A 21654-nucleotide genomic window follows, 5' to 3' on the forward strand; every position below is an offset into this window, starting at 1 on the left:
CAAATCTGCAGTGAGGAAGATGAACGACTAATAACAGTTATGAGAGATCTGTGCAGTTTTGAGGGAACAGGATCCCGCGAGGGAGACTGAAAACTTCAAAGATCTGGTGATTATTCCGGAGGGGTTCCACCCGTTCCCATCCCGAACACGGAAGTTAAGACCTCCAGGGCTGATGATACTTGGACCGCAGGGTCCTGGGAAAGTAAGTCGTTGCCAGGTAACTAAGCAAAGAGACCGTCATTTAGATGGTCTCTTTGCTTTTCACTAAAGTGAAAACTAAGTAGACGAAATGCATGATGTTTTGGGGTCGGTTCCACCCGTTCGGCCGGCGCCACGTAGCATGTTTATGTGGCCGTGTGGCTTGGCCGAAATGATCCACTGGATCATTTCGTATCTCGAACACGGAAGTTAAGACCTCCAGGGCTGATGATACTTGGACCGCAGGGTTCTGGGAAAGTAAGTCGTTGCCAGGTAAACGCGAAAGAGACCGTCATTATGATGGTCTTTTTGCTTTTCACTAAAGTGAAAACGAGATGACGAAGTGCATGGTGCTCTGGGGTACCTAGGAAAGTAATGTCCACATTGCAGGAGTGTTCGTATTGGGACGCAGTGTGGCGAAAAGAACCCTCAGCGGAAGAGTATTCTTTGTAGTTTCCGCTTCGGCGAACAGTCCACCGGACTATTTCGTATCCGCATTTCGTGTTGTCAGGTGAGTAAGCAAAGAGACCGTCATTATGGAGTCAACTTATTGTAAAGTGTACATAATAATGCTATAATGATGTACATGGAAGGGGGCGTCTACTATGCCTCAGATAATACCGATTTCTGATTTAAGAAACACTAATGAAATTTCCGAACTGTGTCATGCCAAGAAGGAGCCGATATTCATAACGAAAAATGGTTATGGCGACTTAGTTGTAATGAGCATTGAAACCTTTGATTCCATGTTAGGGAGTTGTGAACTCGATGCGGCTATCGCGGAAGCCGAGGCTGAGTATACTACTGATGACCAGCTTATAGATGCAAGAGATGCTTTATCGAACTTAAAGAGGAAGCATTTTGATAAATAAATTCGCCATAAAATTACTACCTCGTGCATACCGCGATTTGGAAGGCATATATGAATATATTGCTGAAACATTGATCGAGCCGATTATAGCTGCAAAATTGGTTGACTCGTTGGAGGAAGCCATTTTCAGCTTAGAGAGCATGCCAAAGCGAGGAGCATTAAGAAGAACAGGAACCTATGCCAACAGGGGATATCGCCAGCTTATCGTTGATAATTTTACGATTTTATACCGTATTGTAGATGCGAAGAAGCAGGTTCTTGTTGTTACTGTGCGATATTCAAAGAGCGAGTTTTAGGATAATATATGATATCCATAATGAAGGGGGCGTGCGAAAATTTAATTTTCGCACGCCCCCTTGTTGGCTGTTATTTATCTTTTTCCGAAGCTCTCAAATGTACGGCGAACCATTTCGCCACCAACGGAACCATTTTGACGGGATGTAGCGTCTGGACCTAAAGCGACGTTAAACTGGGAAGCTACCGAATTTTTGTCTACGGGTAAATTGTACTTTGCCATGATTGATTACCTCCTATGATGTTTTTGTAGTTTAGATTATTGAGGCTTGAATCACTAATTCTAATTTACCCTATTTCAGGACAAATAATCAGGTAATTTTTGGGCAGTGTAAAGCAAGATATTGAAATGCTGGAGGGGTTGGCCGTTAAACAATTTTGGTTGTCCATTGCTCCAAATTCCAAATATCTGAGACCCAATTTTCGTAGAAATCCGGATCGTGAGATACTAAGAGGACCGTTCCCTTGAAATCCTGGATTGCTTTTTTTAATTCGTCCTTGGCATCCACATCGAGATGGTTAGTGGGCTCGTCCAAAACAAGGAAATTGATTTCTTTCAGCATGAGCTTGCAGAGTCTTACTTTGGCACTTTCACCGCCGCTTAAGACCATCATCTTGTTAGAAATATGCTCGTTGGTAAGACCGCATTTAGCGAGAGCTTGGCGAGCTTCATAGTTAGTGAGCCCAGGAAATTCCTGCCAGATTTCTTCAAGTGGGGTATTGTTGTTGCCACGGTTGGATTCTTGCTCAAAATAGCCGGGGACAAGGTAATCGCCGAGAATGCTCTCGCCGCTGATAGGAGGAATTATGCCCAGGAGAGTTTTGAGAAGGGTCGTTTTACCTAAGCCATTGACTCCGCGAATGGCTACTTTTTGACCCCGCTCCAACTTTAGATTAACCGGGCGTGTTAAGGGTTCATCATAACCGAGCACTAAATCCATAGCCTCAAAAATCACACGACCTGGTGTTCGCGCTTCTTTAAAGCGGAATTGAGGTCGGATTTTCTCCTTGGGTTTCTCCAAAATCTCCATCTTCTCAAGCTGTTTTTGACGACTCTTTGCTCGCCCGGTGGTTGAGATGCGTGCTTTATTGCGTGCTATAAAGTCTTCGAGGCGATCGACTTCTTTTTGCTGCTTTTCATAGGCTTTCAACTCTTGTTCTTTCTTAATTGAATGGAGCTGCATAAATTGCTCGTAGTTGCCGGTGTAGCGAGATAGTTCAGCATTTTCCACATGGTAAATCACATTGACCACATCATTTAAGAAGGGGATGTCATGGGAAACAAGGATAAAGGCGTTCTCGTAGTTCTTAAGATAATTACTAAGCCAGACGATATGCTCGGCATCTAAATAGTTGGTGGGCTCATCTAGTATCAATATAGTTGGTTTTTGAAGCAATAGCTTGGTTAGAAGTACCTTCGTCCGCTGACCACCGCTTAAATCGGCCACATCTCGATCTAAACCGATTTCTCCTAAACCTAAGCCATTGGCCACTTCTTCAATTTTAGCATCGATGATATAGAAGCCGTTATGCTCTAAGGTCGTCTGGATTTCACCGACATCCTCCATCATTTTGGTCATTTGCTCTTCTGTAGCTTCGCCCATGAGGTTGTAAAGCTCAAGCATTTCATTTTCGAGCTCGAACATCTTTTGAAAGGCCTCTTTGAGAACATCACGAATAGTTTTTCCTTTGGTTAAGACACTGTGCTGATCTAAGTACCCTACGGTGACTCGATTAGACCATTCAACTTTACCTTCATCAGGAATAAGTTTGCCAGTGATAATATCTAAAAAAGTAGATTTACCTTCGCCATTTGCTCCAACTAAGCCAACATGCTCTCCTTTAAGGAGGCGGAAGGTTGTATCTTCAAGAATCTGGCGTCCCCCGAAGCCATGGTTCACATTTTCAACATTTAAAATGCTCATGCTAAACTCCTATGCTATCCACCTTATAACACGATGGATTGATAATATACTCTGCTAGTATAAAAAAAGTATGAGAAGAAGTCAAAGGAATATTTCCGTTGTGTTTCTGTTAGAAATTGATGTTATAGTTAGTGACGTTTCAACATATGGATAGATGGGGAGGTGCTAAGGTGTTCAGCTTCATCTGTTTCCTAATGGTCATCGTCTTATTCAATATTCCCTTTGGTTATTGGCGGGCTAATGTGAGAAAGCTTTCTGTTCAATGGTTTTTGGCGATTCACCTCCCCGTACCATTTGTAGCCTATCTGCGTCAACATAGCGAATTACCATGGCTGGGTTTGATTATAATTGCATTTATAGCCGCCTATTTTGCAGGCCAATATCTAGGCAGTGGACTATATAAGAGATTAAGGGATAGCGGACCGGTGAGTTCGTCAATATTTCGCGATGTATTGTGTCGTTCCTGGATAATATTAATTAGTAGGTAAAAAATGCAGGCCTTGTGAGCCTGCATTTTTTAATAAGAAAACTTCCATAATAAGATAAGGCTATATTTGTGTCGTTCATTTGCGAATTATTGACTTGTCTTAGTCATTATTTTGTCAGCACATTTATGGGATATTTTCAACCTTTCGTCTAAAGGGATAGATGAACATGATCTTGGAAGGAGAGTGCTTTGTGAGTCAAACTGATGAAAATAAGGAATCATTAAATCCAGAAGCTGAGAACTTGAAGGAATTAGGGCAAATCCAGATACCGGAGCCTTCAGAGAATATTTATTGTCTAACGGTGGTTGGTCAGATTGAAGGCCATCAAGTCCTTCCCGCTCAGTCAAAAGCCACAAAATATGAGCATGTCATTCCTCAATTAGTTGCCGTAGAACAGAACCCTAGGATAGAAGGAATCTTACTGATTCTTAATACTGCCGGGGGGGATGTAGAGGCGGGTCTGGCTATTTCCGAGCTGGTTAGTAGTTTAAGTAAGCCAAGTGTTTCGATCGTACTTGGTGGCGGACACAGCATTGGTATCCCGATTGCTGTGAGCTGTAGTCGAAGCTTCATCTCCCCTACGGGAACGATGACCTTACATCCCATTCGTTATACAGGGTTAGTTATCAATGGTCATCAACAATTTGAGTACTTGCAAAAGATGCAGGAGCGCATTAATCGTTTTATTCTTCAGCACTCCAGGATTACAGAAGAACAGCTTAAGCACCTTATGTTTGCAACCGGTGAGCTAGCACAAGACATCGGGACGATTTTAATTGGTCAAGATGCCGTAGATATTGGCTTGATTGATGCCGTTGGAGGGTTAAAAGAAGCCCATCAAGAGCTGAAGCGGCTCATATCAGAAAAACGCGAAAGTTTAAATTAAGAATAAATCGGCTTTAGGGCCGATTTTTTGTTATACTATCAGGGTGAATAAGTTTTCTTTTTGATCGGTCGAAAGTATAGGTGCTACTAACGACTTCGCTAGCTACTAGGCGTAAATCTAGTGCACGGCGAAGTCGGGTTTTATATAATTAAAAGATGACAAGCTATGACGCGATAGAAGAAGGAAGTATGACACCTGTGAAGGAAATATATCCTATATGTAGAAATAACGAATAGATTCATAAGCGATATAGATAGATATAGTCTTCGGATCATACGCATCTAAAGTGAAGCTTCGTAAGTATAACAATTGATTTGAGGGATGTTTTTTGGCAAAGAGAAAAACTCGTACAGTAAAGAAGAAGGGCTTTCTTAAAGATAGTGTCAGACATGAAGTCATAGGGATCATCGCTCTGGGCTTGGCTGTCTTGGGTATAGTCACTATTTATTCTGGGAGTAATGGTCTAATTGGGGGGAAGATAGAAGAAGGCTTAAACATTCTAGCAGGAAGCGGTCGTGTTTTGCTCATGCTGATGCTAGGGGCGTGGGGAATCGCCTATATGAATCGTAAACATATCGACAATCAATGGCGGACTATGGGAGTCGTCCTCTTATGGTTAACCCTTGAAGGAATACTGCATTTTCAATTGCCCGGGATTGAAGCCTATAAGAAAGAACATTTCATTGCTGAAGGAATGATGGGCCATGGTGGTGGCTTAATCGGTGCTGGGATTGCCATCGTACTGAAGGCATCAGTAGGGATTTCCGGTGGATACGTGGTGCTTATCGTAATGGCATTGATCGGGGCACTACTGATAACGAATCGATCTTTAATCAACGGTCTCCAACTGGTCCAAAAAGCGAGTAAGGATTCCGGGCATTGGGTTAAAGGACATGTTGAAGATTTTATTTATGTGATGCAGGATACTGACGAGGATTCTGTCGATGCTCAACAGGTCGAGCCAAAAGAAAAGAAGGAATCTCGTAAGAATCTTAAAAAGAAAGAAACCAAGACCTCTGTGGATCATATGAAGGTATTAGAGCCTGAGCTCGAACGGCCGGTGATTATTCGAACCCTTCAAGACTTGGCAGATCACGATGCGGAAGGGGAAAAATCTCTGTCTGATCGTCCAGTGACGCAAACAACTTCACCTTTGGAAGGGAAGAAATTCTCACAGGCTCGGGGGGGCGAAGCAGGTTCGGGGATTATTCCGCCGGGCAAGGTTACCGGTACTCCTGTCTCGAGAATGGCACTGAGAGAGGGAAGTGATTTTCAGCTACCCAATCTTACTCTTCTCAATAAAAGTATGAAGGTGAAGAACCCACGTATTAATAAGGATTTGGCCGATAATGTGAAGATTCTCGAGGATACCTTGGAAAGCTTTGGGGTAAAGATTAAGGTGACTCATGTTATGCAAGGTCCCGCTATTACCCGCTATGAAGCGCAACCTGCTCCTGGGGTAAAAGTGAGTAAGATAACTAATCTGTCCGATGATATTGCTTTGAGCTTAGCAGCTACAGACGTACGGATTGAGGCTCCTGTACCGGGAAAGTCTGTGGTGGGTATTGAGGTTCCCAATAAAGAGATTGCAACAGTGCATTTCCGAGAAGTTCTGGAAACTCCAGAGTTTCAAAATGCCCCAAGCAAGCTTACGGTGGTTCTGGGTAAAGATATTACAGGTAGTCCCATTGTAGCTGATTTGACAAAAATGCCTCACTTGCTGATTGCGGGTGCTACAGGATCAGGAAAATCAGTCTGTGTAAATACACTAATTAATAGTATCTTATATAAAGCTCGGCCGGATGAAGTGAAATTCCTGCTAGTGGATCCGAAGATGGTGGAGTTAACTAACTATAATGGAATTCCCCATCTCATTGCACCGGTGGTTACCGACCCTAAGAAAGCTGCAGGGGCCTTGAAATGGATTGTCACGGAAATGGAGACCCGTTATGAGCTTTTTGCAGCAGCTGGAGTAAGAGATATCGTTCGCTATAATTTTTTGCGAACTCAAGAAAAGAAAGAGGATGCACTTCCTCTTCCTTATGTTGTCGTCATTATCGATGAGTTAGCTGATTTAATGATGGTTGCCCCCGGTGATGTAGAAGATTCCATCTGCCGGTTAGCTCAGATGGCGCGAGCAGCGGGAATCCATCTCTTAATTGCTACTCAGCGTCCATCAGTGGATGTTATCACAGGTTTGATCAAAGCCAATATTCCTTCGCGGATTGCCTTCGCCGTGTCTTCTCAGATCGATTCTCGAACCATTCTGGATATGAATGGCGCAGAGAAGCTCTTAGGGCGTGGGGACATGCTCTACTATCCGATGGGAGCAAGCAAGCCGATTCGTGTTCAAGGGTGTTACTTAGCTGATAAGGAAGTGGAGAACGTTGTCCACTTTCTGCAAAATCAGGCTAAGCCGGAGTATCAGGAGATACCCCACATGGAATTAGGAACCAATAAACCAGCCGAAGATGCAGGTGATGAGTTGTTCCGTCAAGCAGCCATACTCTTTATCGAAGCTGGGAATGCCTCTGTCTCTTTGTTACAGCGAAGACTTCGTATAGGCTATACTCGAGCAGCACGACTGATGGATTTGCTGGAAGAGAAGGGTGTCGTAGGTGGTTATGAAGGGTCTAAACCCCGTGAGGTTTTGCTAACTAAGGGGCAATTTGAGCAGAAGTTTGGTTTGGAAGAAGAAGAAATTGGATAAAAGTTGCACATTTTGTTGAGAGGATTTATTATATTAAAGGAGAATAGTATAAATTAGAGGAAATAAATCATGATCCATGAAATAACAGTCGAAGAGTTAAGCGAAGTCAAGAATTTGTTGTTGGTTGATGTGCGTTCCGAAGGCGAATATCAGGAGGCAACTATTCCTGGTGCTTTGAATTTGCCTTTATTTAATAATGAAGAGAGAGCCATGATCGGCACGACATATGTGCAGATTTCGCCTGCTTTGGCGAAGGCGCAGGGTTTGGAGATTGTAGGCCCAAAGTTGAAGGGGCTCTATGAACAAGCTTCGCAGTGGGCGAAGGGACATTCTCTAGTCCTATTTTGTTGGCGTGGAGGGATGAGAAGCAAATCCCTAGCTAATGTTTTTGACTTGATGGGCTTATCCGTTTATCGATTACAAGGAGGATATAAGGCCTATCGTCATTGGATTACTGAATACTTTAATCGAGAGTTTCCTTTCAAAGTAGTTGTCTTACGAGGTAATACCGGTGTCGGCAAAACGGAGATTTTAGCTAGACTAAAAAAGGACGGCTATCCGGCTATCGACCTTGAGGCCCTAGCTAATAATAGAGGCTCTGTATTTGGTTCTATAGGTTTAGGTTCTGCTCCTTCCCAGAAGGACTTTGAAGCTGCATTATATGAACGACTTAGCGAAGTGAGCCATTTTCCGTATGTTATTGTGGAATGTGAAAGCAAGAGAATTGGTAGGATTAACTTGCCACCTTCCTTTTTTGATGCTATGAAGACCGGTCCGCAAATCCTGCTCTATGATTCCATCCGGAATCGTGTCGATCGTTTAGTGAAAGAATACGCTCAATTCCCTAATGCCATACCTGAGATTAAGTCTGCCTTAGGCCGACTTACTAAGATACTCGGACATAAGAAAATTTCATTATATACCACATTATTAGATCAAGGAAATCTGGAAGCATTTACTGAAGAGATGCTTAAGTATTACGATGCTATTTATGCCTATCCTAATGGCCCGCAGGGGGATTATGATTATGCCATAAGCCATCTTGATCCTGAAAAGGGATTAAGAGAATTGGAGGATTACCTTGATCAGTGGTCGGGCATACCCGGAACAGCAACTCTATCTGGAATACGTGATTCAGCAAAATAAACCCGGTTTATTAGGTGCCGTCACGACCTTGATGGGGATGTTAGAGATCAATATTTTAACGGTCAATGGTATCGGGGATCGTCATCGAGGGTTTCTGTTAGAGTTTCCGTGCGCGGATAAGGTTCAAGCGCTGAAAGGAGCTTTAGACAGTGTGTCTGCTATTCAAGTCACGGCTTTTCGGGAGCCAACCCTTTTTGATCGCCTAGCATTACGTCACGGGCATCGTCTGGACATGATAGCAAACAATCCACCGACTTATCGTTTTATACGTGAAGAATTAGGAGTGCTCGTTGACTTTTTAGGGGATACTTTAACTGGAGGTGGCCATCGTTTAATCGGGATACGAGGTGCACCCCGAGTTGGTAAAACTGAAGCGGCTATTAGCGCATGCGTTTATGCTAACAAGAAGTGGATACTATTATCTTCCACAATCATACGCCAAACTCTTCGTACTACCCTGATGCTCGATGAGGCGGAGGATTCCATCTTTTTGATCGATGGAATTACGAGTACCTCACGTGGGGATGATGTCCACTGGGAATTACTCAAACGCGTGATGGAAATGCCTACCCCCAAAATTATTGAACACCCGGAGGTTTTTCTCCGCGATGGTCGAATTGATCTCGACTTTGATTTTATTATTGAAATTCGTAATCTTCCAGAAGATGAGATTAGAACAGAAGATGTAGCGATTAGTTTTTCTTCCTTTGATATAAGTTAAAGAATGAGATGAGGGAGGGGTTATCATGGCAGGAGAGGGACAAATCCTTCGTAACGCCCGTGTAGATAAAGGATGGAGCTTAACCCAAGCTGAAGAAGTGACAAAAATTAGGATTCGCTATTTGGAGGCCTTGGAAGATGAAGAGTATAATGTTTTGCCAGGTTCTACTTATACCAAAGGCTTCATAAGAACCTATGCCAAGCATTTAGGATTAAGCTCGGATGAGGTTTTAGCACTTTACAAAGCTTCAGAACAGCCCATTAAAGAGCCTGTAGTCGTTGAAAAGACGCTTATCAGGCCTAAAAAAATACCCACGTGGGTAAAACCCACCCTTGTGGCTTTAACCGGAGTTGTGGCCTTAAGTGTGGTGATCCTAATTGCGACACTGAGTAAGCAGCAAGGCACCGGCGTCACCCCTAAAGACATAACTACACCATTACCTACTATTCCTCAAGAAGAGATTGTTCAACAACCGGAAACTTCCCCAACGACACAAACACCCCCTGAGACTCTTAACCCTGCTACCACTCCGAACTCTGTCGAGACCCCGAATCCTCTTGAGACACCAGCCCCAGACCCCCAAAATGTGATTGCTCAGGAGGCAGAAGGCTTGGTTGCACAATTGATATTTAGTCAGCCTTGTTGGGTTCGGATCAATGTGGATGGCAAGCCTGCTTTGGAGGGAACCTTTACTCAAGGGGTGACTAAGGAGTTAAAGGCCAAGGAGCAAATTGAATTGGTCACCGTAGGGAATGCAGGTGGACTTTCCGTAATCCTCAATGGCAAGACTTATCCAAGCTTGGGCACTGAAGGACAGGTTGTACATAATATCATTCTCAAAAAAGACACTGGGAATTAAAAAGGAGAGAAATTCGTGGCGAAGGATTCATCATTTGATATTGTTTCGAAAGTGGATTTGCAGGAAGTGACGAATGCAGTTCATCAAGCGCAAAAGGAAATTGAACAGCGCTTTGATTTTAAAAACAGTAAATCCTCTATTGAACTCCAAGAGGATAAAATCACATTGATTTCCGATGATGATTTTAAGTTGCGCAATGTCGTCGACATTTTGGAGGGTAAATTGGTAAAACGGCAGGTTTCCCTTAGAGCCTTAGATTATGGGAAAATCCAAGCGGCTGCAGGCGATACAGTTCGTCAGGAAGTCAAGCTGATCCAAGGAATCTCTCAGGAAAAAGGCAAAGAAATCAATAAGATAATTAAGGATAGTAAAATCAAAGTGACCAGCTCTATCCAAGGTGATCAGGTTCGTGTGACCGGTAAGGATAAAGATGATTTGCAGGCCGTTATTAGTTTATTGCGTAAGCAGGATCTAGGCGTCGATCTTCAGTTCATTAATTATCGTTGAGAAAGATCTCCCACCTTTGTGGGAGTTTTTTCACTTTGACACCTTCTACAGATAAACTATCTCGATATTTTTCTCTATAGAGTTAGGAGTGAGTTCAATTAAAATCCCCCAATTTTTACCCATTAGTAGGGAGGATATGAAAAAACGCGGCTGGGCAGAACTAGATTTTCTGCTCATTACAGGTGATGCCTATGTGGACCATCCCAGCTTTGGAATTGCCATCATCTCCCGGATTCTTGAGAAGCAAGGATATAAAGTAGGCATTATAGCTCAGCCTGATTGGCGAGAAGTGGATGCTTTTCAAGTGCTAGGCAGGCCTCGCTTGGCTTGTCTTTTATCCGGTGGAAATCTCGATTCTATGGTGGACCATTATACAGCTGCTAAGAAACGGCGACAAAGGGATGTGTATTCACCAGGCGGAAAAGCAGGGTTACGCCCTGATAATTCCACGATTGTCTACGCCAATAAGGTTCGTGAGGCTTTTCCAGGTTTGCCAGTGATCATAGGTGGTATCGAAGCTTCATTAAGGCGTTTTGCTCACTATGATTTCTGGAGCAATAAAGTAAAACGATCCATCCTTCTCGACAGTCAAGCTGATCTACTGGTATTTGGAATGGGAGAGAAGGCCATTGTTCAAGTAGCAAACGCCTTAGCAGAGGGAACTCCCATCCATGAGATCCAAGGCATACGTGGCACTGTGGTTCCTTGGAAGCAGGATGCTCCTGCTGATGCTTTAGAGCTTCCTTCCTTTACAGATGTAGTGGAAGATAAGCGGAAATACGCTGAAGGCTTTTGGGTACAATACAATCAACAAGATCCTTACTATGGGAAGGCAATGTTCCAAGACCACGGACGGGGTGGAGTGTTGCAGTATCCTCCCAATTTCCCCTTAACCCAATCAGAGATGGATGCGGTCTACGCCCTTCCTTATGTGGGAACCTATCATCCTATCTATGAGCAAGAGGGTGGGGTGCCGGCCATCGAAGAAGTAGAGTTCAGCTTAGTTAGCTCCAGAGGGTGCTATGGGGGTTGCTCCTTCTGTGCTCTGACCTTTCATCAGGGAAGAATCATCCAAGGTAGAAGTGCAGAATCCATCGTCCGAGAAGCAGAGCAATTGACTTGGAATCCTCGTTTTAAAGGGTATATTCATGATGTAGGGGGACCTACGGCCAATTTTCGTCGCCCAGCTTGCAAGGCCCAGCTCAAGCGTGGTGCCTGCCCTAATAAGCAATGCCTTTTTCCATCACCTTGTGCTAAGGCGGATGTAGATCATACGGAGTATATTGAACTTCTGCGACGATTACGCAATATTCCAAAGGTGAAAAAGGTTTTTGTCCGTTCGGGAATTCGCTACGATGTGGTCCTAGCCGATAAAAATACCTCTTTTTTAAGGGAGTTGTGCGAACACCATGTGAGCGGGCAACTGAAGGTAGCTCCCGAACATGTGAGTGATAAGGTATTAAAGCGCATGGGGAAACCCGGGAAAAAGGTCTATGAGCGTTTCGCGGAAGACTTCAGGGCGATGAACGAAGAGGTTGGGAAAAAACAGTATTTGGTTCCCTATCTGATGTCGTCACATCCCGGTAGCGGGTTAACAGAAGCCATCGAACTAGCGGAGTATGTCCGAGATATGGGTGTGAACCCAGAGCAGGTTCAGGACTTCATTCCTACCCCAGGGACCCTCTCGACCTGTATGTATTACACGGGTTTGGATCCGCGCACCATGGAAAAGATCTATGTTCCACGGTCCATGGAAGAAAAGGCTATGCAAAGAGCTCTGATCCAATACCGGAACCCTAAAAATTATGATCTAGTGGAAAAGGCGCTGAAGCTAGCCCACCGAGAGGACCTAATAGGCTTTGGCCCGAAATGCCTGATTCGTCCACGTTCACTGCATAAGAAACCGGTCGAGAAGGAAAAGGGTGCTCAGTTAGCTAAGCCAGTAAGAAAGGGTAAGGATACCCAGTTACCTAAACCAGCAAAAAACAAGAAGGTGGATCAAGGCAAACCCACAAGGGCTAAAAAAGATCATAAGTCTAAAAGATCATAAGTCTAAAAGATCATAAAAACCAAAGAAAATCATGTGCCTGTCCCAAATTAGACAACGTTGTCTAATTTGGGACAGGCATTTTTTGACGAAAAAGGATCGATCATCAGGGTAAAACAAGGAGCAACGTCAATCTATCAGGACTATGACGATGCAGCCAGACTTAAGAGTCAGACTGTAACAGGTAGCGCCAATCTGGAGATAAACTATGGGTATAACGCCAACGGACAGGTCCAGAGCTACACTGAAAAAGTTGGAGGCATATCGGTCCATCAGACCTTCGTTTATGATTTTGCCAAGCGTCTTACCTCTTGGACTAAAACTGGGCAGAATGCTGTAACCTTCAACTACGACAAAGCTGGAAATCTCTTAACCCCCCATGGTCATGCCTATACCTTCAATGACGCCAATGAAATTAACGGGTTCACCTATGATCAGGCAGGAAATCTGCGCCAAGACAACAAATATAATTATGAGTGGAACGGCCATGGACAGCTTACCGCTGTTAAAAACAAAGGCACGGGCAGTGTGATCGCAAGCTACACCTATCATCCAGACGGTCTGCGCAAGAGCAAGGCCACAGGCGGCGTGACGTATAATTACCATTACGACGGGACTAACCTTATCCGCGTCACCAGCAACAACGCCACAGTCTATGCCTTCACATGGGCGAACGGCAAACCGGTGAGCCTCACCGACAGTACAGGGACAACCTATTATTACGTCACCAACTACCGCGGGGATGTGGTAAGAATTGTCGATGCAGTCGGGAATTCGGTTGCGGATTACAGTTACGATCCTTGGGGTATAGTAACAGTAGGCGGATCATCTGCTGTCAAGGACCAGCCCATCCGGTATGCTTCCTATGTGCAGGATACTGAGACAAATCTGTATTATCTGCAGGCCAGATATTATGATCCGGATAGTGCTAGGTTTATATCGAGAGATCCGCACGGTGGAACCTTAGATAATCCCTTGAGCCAAAATGCTTATGCGTATGCTAATGGAGATCCGGTGAATAATGTGGACCCGGATGGAAGAATGGCTACTGTGCTGGCACTAGGGGGAAGCGGACTAGGTGTTGCTTATGGAACTGGTACAGCATTGTCTTGGAATCCGGTTGGTTGGGTGATACTAGGTGGAGCAGCTGTGGCTACGGCAGGCCTTATGTATATGGCAAAACAAAGTGGCAAAGAAAAAGCAAATGATGTACCAAGTTGGGCAAAAGGAAAAAGACCTAACCCTGGAGAAAATGGTAACGACTTTGCGAAAAGACTTTGTGACGAAAAATATGGACCGGGTAATTATTTAACAGGACCGGGTTCTGAGTATAATAAATTGAGGAAGTGGGGAGATAGGGGATTTAAGTAATATATAGTGAGGTGAAAGTGATGACATCAGTTTTTTTACTACAACATTGTTACGAAGTGAATAACATTGAAGAAATTAAAATTATTGGTATTTACTCATCAAGAAGTAAGGCTGAATTAGTTGTCGAAAAATATAAAGGGCTTCTAGGGTTTAGGAATTACCCTAATAGTTTTTTTATAGATGAATATAGGCTTGATGAAGATAATTGGACAGAAGGATTTATTGGGATAAACTGAGTTATATTACGAATCGTAAAAGGCCCTCGAATTTTTCTTCGAGGGCCTTTCTTTCCTCTGAGCCAGAATGCTTATGCTTATGGAAATGACGATCCAGTGAATAAAGTCTTTGGGAAAGTAGGGTTGTGATTTGGATAATTCAAGAAAATTTATTTTTAGTATTACCGACCTTAATCTTAACTTTAATCAGCTGAACACAGATATCCCTATTAGCCCAATTAAAATCATCCAAAGGGGGCAATTGATTGGTAAACTAAAAAAAATTAAAGCCCCTTATGATATTTGGTCGTATGAAATTATCATAACAGATAATGATGACATTATTTCCTATCTCTCAGAGTTGCTTGATAAGTTATTACCTTATGCAAAGTGTATTCAAGAGGCTAGCAAGCAGTATGAAAGATCAGCCATAAGTTGTTATATTCGTTCAGAATTTGGGCAAATGGGTTTTCATATTAATAATGAAATTATAATAAAACTGGCGAGCTTAGGATTGGACATAGATTTTCATATACTTTCCTTTGGAGGTGTAAAAAATTAACCGGGTTAGCAAATGCTTCTGACATCAACGGACGTCCTTTTAAAGCGGACGCCAAAGATCCTAAAGACCAAGAAAAATATGCTAAACTTACAGACGCTGAGAAAAAAGGTCTTGCCGATGTAACCCCCGGAGCGACCATTAGTCTTAAAGATGCACATGGTGACTTTATTGCAGCTCTTGAAAAAGCATACGAGAATAGAGTGGAAATCAGGCTTACGGTTAAATAATACTATATAAAAACGAGAAATAATCATAAACAAAAAATACAAAGAAGAATGAGGGTATGCCCTCATTCTTCTTCTTGCAAGTAGATACTAATCAAAAGTGGATGCTAATCAATGATCTCCCCGAATTCCTCGAGCAGCATATCCTCGAGCTCTTCCATCTTGAGGATACCTAATTCCTTCTGAAACGAGGGCTCTAGCTCAATAAACTTTTCATAGGTTAATTCTTCGTCATCTTCGAAGAATTTGGAGAAGGAAAATTGAATCCCTTCCTTGCTGTCTTCAAGGCGTTTAAGTGTATAGTACTCTGTAGGATCTAGTTTGCTTTGGAGAAGGATGGTGTCCCCATTGATGACCAACAAAACTTGGGCATCTTCATAAGAACGGCGGTGGAATCTCCATATAAATCCCTGGGCGAGAGAATCCTGGTGATCGGATGCCTCACCGTCTGAGGTAGGTTTCCAAGAAAATTGCATGGAAAGCAGTTCTTTAGCTTCCATCTCATCGGCGATTTCATCGAGGCGTGAAGCAACTGCTGAGGGGATAGTATATTCTTCACACATCGAGCTAGAACAGGAGTACACAGGGGCATTGATGACTTTACCGGCACCATGGTTGAGGGCAATAGGGAGGGTACGGGTAGTTAGATATCCTGTATCACCACAGCCGCATTGATCCACCGGGGAAAGAGCTTCACTTAACAATACTAGCACACCTCACCAAAAATTATTGTTGATCAGACTTATAGGTCGTACTCATTTATTTTACTCGAATCCTTAGGAAAGCGAAAGGAAGTATTAGCCAATATCAATAATACTAGTATTGCCAAATACTTCGCCCCAAGTCATGGACAAGCGGTTAGATCCTCTTGATAATTAGTTTTGACACTTAGGGAAATAGTAGTTTATACTAGATGAGTAATTACATACAATAGACAACATCTAGAGGTGCGAAATTTGAATAAGAAAGTTGCTATCGTGACTTTAGGCTGTCCCAAAAACCAAGTGGACAGTGAAATTATGACCGGACATATTGGTGAGAAATATCAAGTTGTCGGCGAACCGGAGCAAGCTGACATTATCATTATTAATACTTGTACATTTATTGAGAGCGCCAAGGCTGAATCCATTGATACCATTTTAGAGATGGCACAGTATAAGGAGCGGGGTCAATGCAAGACGCTTATGGCCACGGGGTGTTTAGCCCAGCGCTATGGGGATGAGTTGCTCGCTGAGATACCTGAGCTGGATGGTGTGATGGGGACGGGAAATATTTCAGAAATTCTCGAGACTATTGAAGAAGCGGAAAAGACCAAAGTACGGAGAATCAGTGCCGAAGCCCCGGCTTTTATCTATGATGAAGCTATGCCCAGAGTTCGTTTGTCCCCCAAGCAATATGCCTATGTTAAGGTTGCGGAAGGGTGTGATAACTTCTGTACTTATTGCATTATTCCTCAGGTTCGTGGGCATTTTCGCAGTCGGAAGCAAGAATCCATCATCAATGAGGTGAAGGCCATGGCTCAAGAAGGGGTCAAAGAGGTCTTACTCATTGCCCAAGATACGACTCGCTATGGGAAGGATCTCTACGGTGAGTATCGATTACCTTCCTTGATTAAAGAGATTGCCGAGATTGAGGGTATTGAATGGATTCGCTTGATGTATTGTTATCCCGAGCTATTTACGGATGAATTAATCCAAGTTATGAAGGAAACTCCGAAGGTCTGCCGTTATCTCGATCTTCCGCTGCAACATGCTCATAATAAAGTCTTGCGTGAAATGAATCGGCGAGGTACGGTAGAAGAAGCAGAGGAGCTGATTCTTAAATTGCGGCGAGAGTTGCCTGATATTCGGCTGCGGACAACTATGATCACAGGTTTTCCTGGAGAAACGGATGAGGAATTTAAGGCCATCTTGGATTTTGCCCAAAGGGTAAGGTTTGATCGTTTAGGAGCCTTTGCCTACTCTCAAGAAGAATCTACACCGGCGGCCAAGCGTGAAGACCAAATTCCTGAGGATATTAGGGAACAACGACGCGATGAGCTGATGAAGCTGCAACTAGACATTGCCTACGAACAGCAACAGCGTTGGGTTGGCCAAACCTTGAAAGTACTTGTTGAAGAAGAACTTCCCGATGGGCGCTGGGCTGGCCGTAGTGAAGGCGATGCGCCGGAAATCGACGGATTAGTTTATATTCACTCCCCAATACCCCTTGAAATTGGCAAGTTTGTTCAGGTGAAAGTAACGGAAGCGGATAGCTACGATTTAATGGGAGAGGTTTTTCAGTGAATTTACCTAATCAACTTACATTAGCACGAATTATATTAATACCGATCTTTATGGCTTTTTTACTGCTGCAATTTCCCAAAGGCCAACCGATTTTTCCTTATCAGGATTTAGTCGCTGCGGTAATATTTATTTTGGCGGCAACTACGGATGGCTTAGATGGCTATATTGCCCGTAAAAGAGGGCAGGTCACGGTGCTCGGTAAATTCTTAGACCCATTAGCCGATAAGCTTCTGGTTTCGGCGGCATTAATTGCCTTAGTGGAATTAGGAGATGTACCGGCATGGGTGTGTTGGATCATACTCGCTCGTGAATTTGCCGTCACAGGCTTAAGAGCAATCGCTTCTGCCGATGGAACTGTGATCGCAGCCAGTAAGCTTGGCAAGATTAAAACCGTCTCTCAGGTTGTGGCTATTTCCTTGCTTCTCCTCCATGATTGGCCTTTATCCCTTTTAAATATTTATCTAGGCCAACCCCTACTTTATATCGCCCTTTTCTTTACGATTATTTCCGGTGTTGATTATTTAGTAAAATCCAAAAAGTTTTTAAAGAAATAGATGATGGTATTAGCAAGCAAGTAAACTAAATAGGGAAACAAAGTAACTTTTGACCAACAGAGGATTCCATAGAATGGAGAACTCTGTTGGTTTTTGCATTATTGGTGCTATTTGTCAAGAAGAATCGTATATAGTTCATGATATAATATTGAAGTAATTCAGCGATACTCATGAATATACTGAAGGGTAAAAACGCCATATGCTGATATAAAAAATATATATCGTTTAGAAAATTTAAACTATTGTAAAAATTGCATCCAATAGTTATATTATTACTTAAGAAGTTGATTGGAGGAGCCTTATGACGAGACAACGGATTACTGTGATCAGCTTAGTGAGTCTACTTATTTTTGGACTATTGCTCGGCGGTAAGCTTATATATGAAAATAAATGGCTATACGGTTCGCTAGTTCAGAAGAGTCAGCAGATTTCGGGTGTGCTTTCTGCCGAGGTCGTTGAACAGCAGGGAATAACTGAAATGGTGATTAAAACCGACCAGATCACAAATTTACAAAGTAGTTCTCATCAGCTGCGTCAAATCTCAGGGAAGCATCCCATTCGCATAGTAGATCATCGCACTCCTGAGCTGGAAAAGGTTTTCCAAGAGATGCAGTTTGCCATTCAAGAAGGGATGGTCATGGGAAATTTCACACAGATGAAGGAAACTCTATCGTCCCAAGCAGATCAGGCAGGAGTTATTTTGGATCTTACCATGGATAATGAGGCGATCTATCTGACGCTGAATAAGGGGGAGGACCAATTGCTTTCGGTTATTGAGCGTCATGGGCAAGGAGTATTTCTTCCGAGTATAGGAAGTTCTTCATTGGATACCTATCAATAATTGGGAAGGAGGAATAGATGATGGGCTTAGCAAAAGATGTTCTGATCGGAACCGGAATCGGCTTATTGGTTTATCTTTGGGTTGCCGGCTATAATGTGCTTCCCATCGGGTTATTAATTTTATTGGGAGTGTTATTGTGGAAGTTTATGCCTCGCCCAATGATGGGAAGTTCGGATAAAGGCATCCAAATCTCCGGTAGTTCCATCGATTTTAATGATATCGGAGGACAGAACGCGGCCAAAAAGGAGCTTCAGGAGGCTCTGGATTTCTTATTATATAGTGAACGAATGAAAGAATTAGGGATTAGGCCGCTGAAAGGCATTCTTTTGTCAGGACCGCCCGGAACCGGAAAGACTTTATTAGCTAAAGCTGCTGCACGTTATACAGATTCAATTTTTTTGGCCATCTCCGGAAGTGAGTTCGTGGAGATGTATGCTGGAGTAGGAGCGGAGCGGGTTCGGCGTCTGTTTCGAAAAGCTAGGGATTTGGCAAAAAAAGAGAAGAAGGATCGAGCTATCATCTTCATCGATGAGATGGATATCCTTGGGGCGAAGCGGGGGAGCAATGTCTCCCATCATGAATATGACCAAACTCTTAACCAGCTTCTGGTGGAGATGGACGGACTGGGTAATGATGACCAAGGCCCACAAATTCTTGTTGTTGCGGCTACAAATCGAGCGGAAGCTCTAGATCCGGCTCTTTTGCGTCCGGGCCGTTTCGATAGGCAAGTCAAGGTGGATTTGCCGGATAAGGAGGGCCGCCTTGCTGTTCTTAAGATTCATACCAAGAATAAGCCCATGGCAGCGGATGTAGATCTGGAGCAAATCGCTCAAGAGACCTATAACTTTGCCGGAGCTCACCTGGAAAGCGTAACGAATGAAGCGGCAGTTTTTGCTTTAAGGGATGATGTTGGAGAAATAAATATGACTCATTTCCGCGAAGCAGTGGAAAAGGTTCTCTTAGGGGAGAAATTGGATCGAAAGCCTACTGACGAAGAGTTACAACGTGTGGCCGTCCACGAAAGCGGGCATGCCTTATTAGCTGAATATGTGCGACCTCATTCCGTATCGCAAATTTCTATCCGATCCCGGGGTAATGCTTTAGGGTATGTTCGTCATTATCCCAAGGATGATCTGTATCTTTACACGCAAGCCATGATTGAAGAACAGATTATGGTTGCCTTAGCAGGTGCAATAGCAGAAGAAACGATTCTTGGTGCACGGAGTACCGGAGCAGCAGGCGATTATGAACAAGCTCTGCAGATGGTAGGAAAAATGATGGCATCAGGGATGTCCTCTTTAGGTGTTGTTGACGTCGAAAAATTAGGGGCAGACCAGCGTCAAAAAGTAACCGGTGAGATCCTAAGTCAATTGGAAAATCGAACTCGTGAGATTATTCTCGACAGCCGGGAAACCTTGGAAAGATTAGTTGAAGTATTAAAAAGGGACGAAGTACTCGATGGTGAAAAGCTTCGCCTACTCCTTGAGGAGGAAGCAGCCTGATTTCGTGAGGAAAAGCATATTTGCATCAAATGAGTTCTTTGAAGGAGTCCTCGACTGTGAGGGCTTCTTTTTTTCGTATGGAACGGAATAGAGGATAAGTTCAGAAAAGAAGAGAAATAATTTAGAAAGAGTTGCTTATAACTAAAACTAAGCATTACCGTTTGCGTTTAAAGGAGGAGAGTGATAAAATATCATGAAAGCTGAAATTGTCGCAACAGGAACGGAAATACTATTAGGACAGACCTTAAATACGAGTGCACACTATCTAACAGGAAAGTTATCTGAATTAGGAATTGAAGTGGATTATCATACCACTGTAGGAGATAATAAGGAACGGTTGGCTAAGGTAATCATACAAGGTATAGAAAGATCGGATCTGCTTCTTATTACCGGGGGGACGGGACCAACGGAGGATGACCTCTCCAAGGAGCTCATTGCTCAAGTTTTTGGTTTAAAAATGCTACTTGACCCGGCCAGCCTGGAGAGTATTCAGGAATTTTTCGTCCAAAGGGGCACAGAGATGCCTGAGACGGAAAGGAAGCAAGCATACTTTCCTGAAGGATCCCAAGTTCTTCCCAATCATCAGGGAACAGCGCCGGGGGCTATTCTTCAAAAAGGCAATAAAACTATCATACTTTTACCTGGCCCACCTTCGGAGATGGAGCCGATGTTTAAGGAATATGTATGGCCTTTTTTGGAGCAAAAAGCTCAAGGAGATATGGCGAGAATGTATGTTCGGATAATCAAGGTTGTAGGCTTAGGAGAGTCTGATTTAGAGGAAAGGCTTCAAGATTTTGTCGGTAAAAAAAACCCCAGCATAACCTTGTTATGTAAACCTACGGAGATGCATATCCGTATAGTGGTGAGAGGAAATGCTGCCGAGGCCTTGGAAGTTCTTGATCAGACTGAGCTTATTATTCGTGAACGACTTGGGGAGCAGGTATTTGGGACGGATGAGGATACGATGCTGGGGCTCGTGAGTGAGGGCTTGAAGAAACAGCAATTGACTCTGTCTACAGCAGAATCTTGTACTGGTGGAGCGCTGGGAGCGTTGCTTACAGAGCAACCGGGTAGCTCGGACTTTTATTTAGGTGGGGTCATAAGCTATTCCAATGCCATGAAAGAGAATTTTTTAGGAGTAAGCGCCCAGACCTTGGCTCAATTTGGTGCTGTTAGTGCTGAGACAGCACGGGAGATGGCCGCAGGTGTCCGCGAGCGTACCAAAGCAGATCTAGGTATTAGTATTACGGGAATTGCCGGACCCGGAGGAGGAAGCCAGGATAAGCCTGTTGGCTTAGTATATATTGGTTTAGCTACTTCGGAGGGGATTAAAGCGAATATGTTTCAGTTTCATGGAGGAAGAGATTCAATTCGACAGCTCTCTGTTCAAGCTGCCTTGAATTGGATACGCAGTTATTTGTTGAAAATTGAAAGGGGTTAATAATCGA

The 21654-nt window shown here is 43.5% G+C and carries 21 protein-coding genes and 2 rRNA genes; 20 read left to right on the top strand and 3 right to left on the bottom strand.

Going from position 1 to position 21654, the window contains the following annotated elements:
- Positions 1-102: 102 nt before the first annotated feature.
- The 4 genes from rrf (AAC978_RS15560) to AAC978_RS15570 all read left to right on the top strand — a co-directional run bounded on the left by rrf (AAC978_RS15560) (position 103) and on the right by AAC978_RS15570 (position 1365).
- Positions 103-219: ribosomal RNA gene (rrf, locus tag AAC978_RS15560) — 5S ribosomal RNA — on the top strand.
- A gap of 133 nt (positions 220-352) precedes the next feature.
- Positions 353-473 (top strand): 5S ribosomal RNA (gene rrf, locus AAC978_RS16190).
- A gap of 330 nt (positions 474-803) precedes the next feature.
- The gene (locus tag AAC978_RS15565; protein WP_341548989.1) at positions 804-1070 is read left to right on the top strand and encodes a type II toxin-antitoxin system Phd/YefM family antitoxin; all 267 of its coding nucleotides are present in this window, start codon (positions 804-806) and stop codon (positions 1068-1070) included.
- Positions 1060-1365, top strand: coding sequence for a type II toxin-antitoxin system RelE/ParE family toxin (locus AAC978_RS15570; protein ID WP_341548990.1), 306 nt, complete (start codon positions 1060-1062; stop codon positions 1363-1365). Before AAC978_RS15565 ends, AAC978_RS15570 begins: the two co-directional genes overlap by 11 nt.
- 74 nt (positions 1366-1439) lie before the next feature.
- Here the strand turns inward: AAC978_RS15570 and AAC978_RS15575 are convergent, their stop codons facing one another.
- Together AAC978_RS15575 and AAC978_RS15580 are read right to left on the bottom strand one after the other, a co-directional pair.
- A complete protein-coding gene (locus tag AAC978_RS15575) occupies positions 1440-1586 on the bottom strand; it encodes a small, acid-soluble spore protein, alpha/beta type (protein WP_341548991.1) in 147 nt (48 codons plus the stop codon).
- 145 nt (positions 1587-1731) lie between these two features.
- Entirely contained in the window at positions 1732-3288 is a 1557-nt protein-coding gene (locus tag AAC978_RS15580) for an ABC-F family ATP-binding cassette domain-containing protein (protein ID WP_341548992.1), read from the bottom strand.
- 146 nt (positions 3289-3434) lie between these two features.
- Here AAC978_RS15580 and AAC978_RS15585 point away from each other — a divergent pair, with 146 nt between their 5' ends.
- The 11 genes from AAC978_RS15585 (at position 3435) to AAC978_RS15635 (ending at position 14800) form a co-directional block, all read left to right on the top strand.
- On the top strand, positions 3435-3776 hold the full coding sequence (locus tag AAC978_RS15585; protein WP_341548993.1) for a hypothetical protein: 342 nt from the start codon (positions 3435-3437) through the stop codon (positions 3774-3776).
- Positions 3777-3942: 166 nt separating this feature from the next.
- Complete coding sequence (locus tag AAC978_RS15590) at positions 3943-4662, top strand: ClpP family protease (RefSeq protein ID WP_341548994.1); 720 nt, start codon at positions 3943-3945, stop codon at positions 4660-4662.
- A gap of 328 nt (positions 4663-4990) precedes the next feature.
- Entirely contained in the window at positions 4991-7372 is a 2382-nt protein-coding gene (locus AAC978_RS15595; protein WP_341548995.1) for an FtsK/SpoIIIE family DNA translocase, read from the top strand.
- Between the two features lie 69 nt (positions 7373-7441).
- On the top strand, positions 7442-8518 hold the full coding sequence (gene mnmH / locus AAC978_RS15600) for a tRNA 2-selenouridine(34) synthase MnmH (RefSeq protein ID WP_341548996.1): 1077 nt from the start codon (positions 7442-7444) through the stop codon (positions 8516-8518).
- A complete protein-coding gene (locus AAC978_RS15605) occupies positions 8502-9239 on the top strand; it encodes a DUF3388 domain-containing protein (protein ID WP_341549015.1) in 738 nt (245 codons plus the stop codon). The genes mnmH and AAC978_RS15605 overlap by 17 nt, the downstream gene beginning before the upstream one ends.
- Positions 9240-9264: 25 nt before the next feature.
- On the top strand, positions 9265-10098 hold the full coding sequence (locus tag AAC978_RS15610; RefSeq protein WP_341548997.1) for a helix-turn-helix domain-containing protein: 834 nt from the start codon (positions 9265-9267) through the stop codon (positions 10096-10098).
- A gap of 15 nt (positions 10099-10113) precedes the next feature.
- A complete protein-coding gene (locus AAC978_RS15615) occupies positions 10114-10605 on the top strand; it encodes a YajQ family cyclic di-GMP-binding protein (RefSeq protein WP_341548998.1) in 492 nt (163 codons plus the stop codon).
- A gap of 88 nt (positions 10606-10693) precedes the next feature.
- The gene (locus AAC978_RS15620) at positions 10694-12655 is read left to right on the top strand and encodes a YgiQ family radical SAM protein (RefSeq protein WP_341548999.1); all 1962 of its coding nucleotides are present in this window, start codon (positions 10694-10696) and stop codon (positions 12653-12655) included.
- A 57-nt stretch (positions 12656-12712) separates the two neighbouring features.
- A complete protein-coding gene (locus tag AAC978_RS15625; RefSeq protein WP_341549000.1) occupies positions 12713-14023 on the top strand; it encodes an RHS repeat-associated core domain-containing protein in 1311 nt (436 codons plus the stop codon).
- Positions 14024-14043: 20 nt separating this feature from the next.
- Positions 14044-14259, top strand: coding sequence for a DUF7336 domain-containing protein (locus AAC978_RS15630; protein ID WP_341549001.1), 216 nt, complete (start codon positions 14044-14046; stop codon positions 14257-14259).
- Between the two features lie 130 nt (positions 14260-14389).
- The gene (locus AAC978_RS15635; protein ID WP_341549002.1) at positions 14390-14800 is read left to right on the top strand and encodes a DUF4279 domain-containing protein; all 411 of its coding nucleotides are present in this window, start codon (positions 14390-14392) and stop codon (positions 14798-14800) included.
- A 331-nt stretch (positions 14801-15131) separates the two neighbouring features.
- Here the strand turns inward: AAC978_RS15635 and AAC978_RS15640 are convergent, their stop codons facing one another.
- Positions 15132-15737, bottom strand: coding sequence for a hypothetical protein (locus tag AAC978_RS15640; RefSeq protein ID WP_341549003.1), 606 nt, complete (start codon positions 15735-15737; stop codon positions 15132-15134).
- Between the two features lie 243 nt (positions 15738-15980).
- Here AAC978_RS15640 and rimO point away from each other — a divergent pair, with 243 nt between their 5' ends.
- The 5 genes from rimO to AAC978_RS15665 all read left to right on the top strand — a co-directional run bounded on the left by rimO (position 15981) and on the right by AAC978_RS15665 (position 21647).
- Positions 15981-17309, top strand: coding sequence for a 30S ribosomal protein S12 methylthiotransferase RimO (gene rimO, locus AAC978_RS15645; protein WP_341549004.1), 1329 nt, complete (start codon positions 15981-15983; stop codon positions 17307-17309).
- The gene (gene pgsA, locus AAC978_RS15650; RefSeq protein ID WP_341549006.1) at positions 17306-17863 is read left to right on the top strand and encodes a CDP-diacylglycerol--glycerol-3-phosphate 3-phosphatidyltransferase; all 558 of its coding nucleotides are present in this window, start codon (positions 17306-17308) and stop codon (positions 17861-17863) included. Before rimO ends, pgsA begins: the two co-directional genes overlap by 4 nt.
- Before the next feature lie 301 nt (positions 17864-18164).
- The gene (locus AAC978_RS15655) at positions 18165-18704 is read left to right on the top strand and encodes a hypothetical protein (RefSeq protein WP_341549007.1); all 540 of its coding nucleotides are present in this window, start codon (positions 18165-18167) and stop codon (positions 18702-18704) included.
- Between the two features lie 20 nt (positions 18705-18724).
- Positions 18725-20206: an AAA family ATPase gene (locus AAC978_RS15660; RefSeq protein WP_341549016.1), complete on the top strand. Its 1482-nt coding sequence runs from the start codon at positions 18725-18727 to the stop codon at positions 20204-20206.
- A 193-nt stretch (positions 20207-20399) separates the two neighbouring features.
- A complete protein-coding gene (locus tag AAC978_RS15665; RefSeq protein ID WP_341549008.1) occupies positions 20400-21647 on the top strand; it encodes a competence/damage-inducible protein A in 1248 nt (415 codons plus the stop codon).
- Positions 21648-21654: the final 7 nt, after the last annotated feature.

This window comes from Desulfitobacterium sp. THU1, assembly GCF_038181555.1.
GTDB lineage: Bacteria > Bacillota > Desulfitobacteriia > Desulfitobacteriales > Desulfitobacteriaceae > Desulfitobacterium.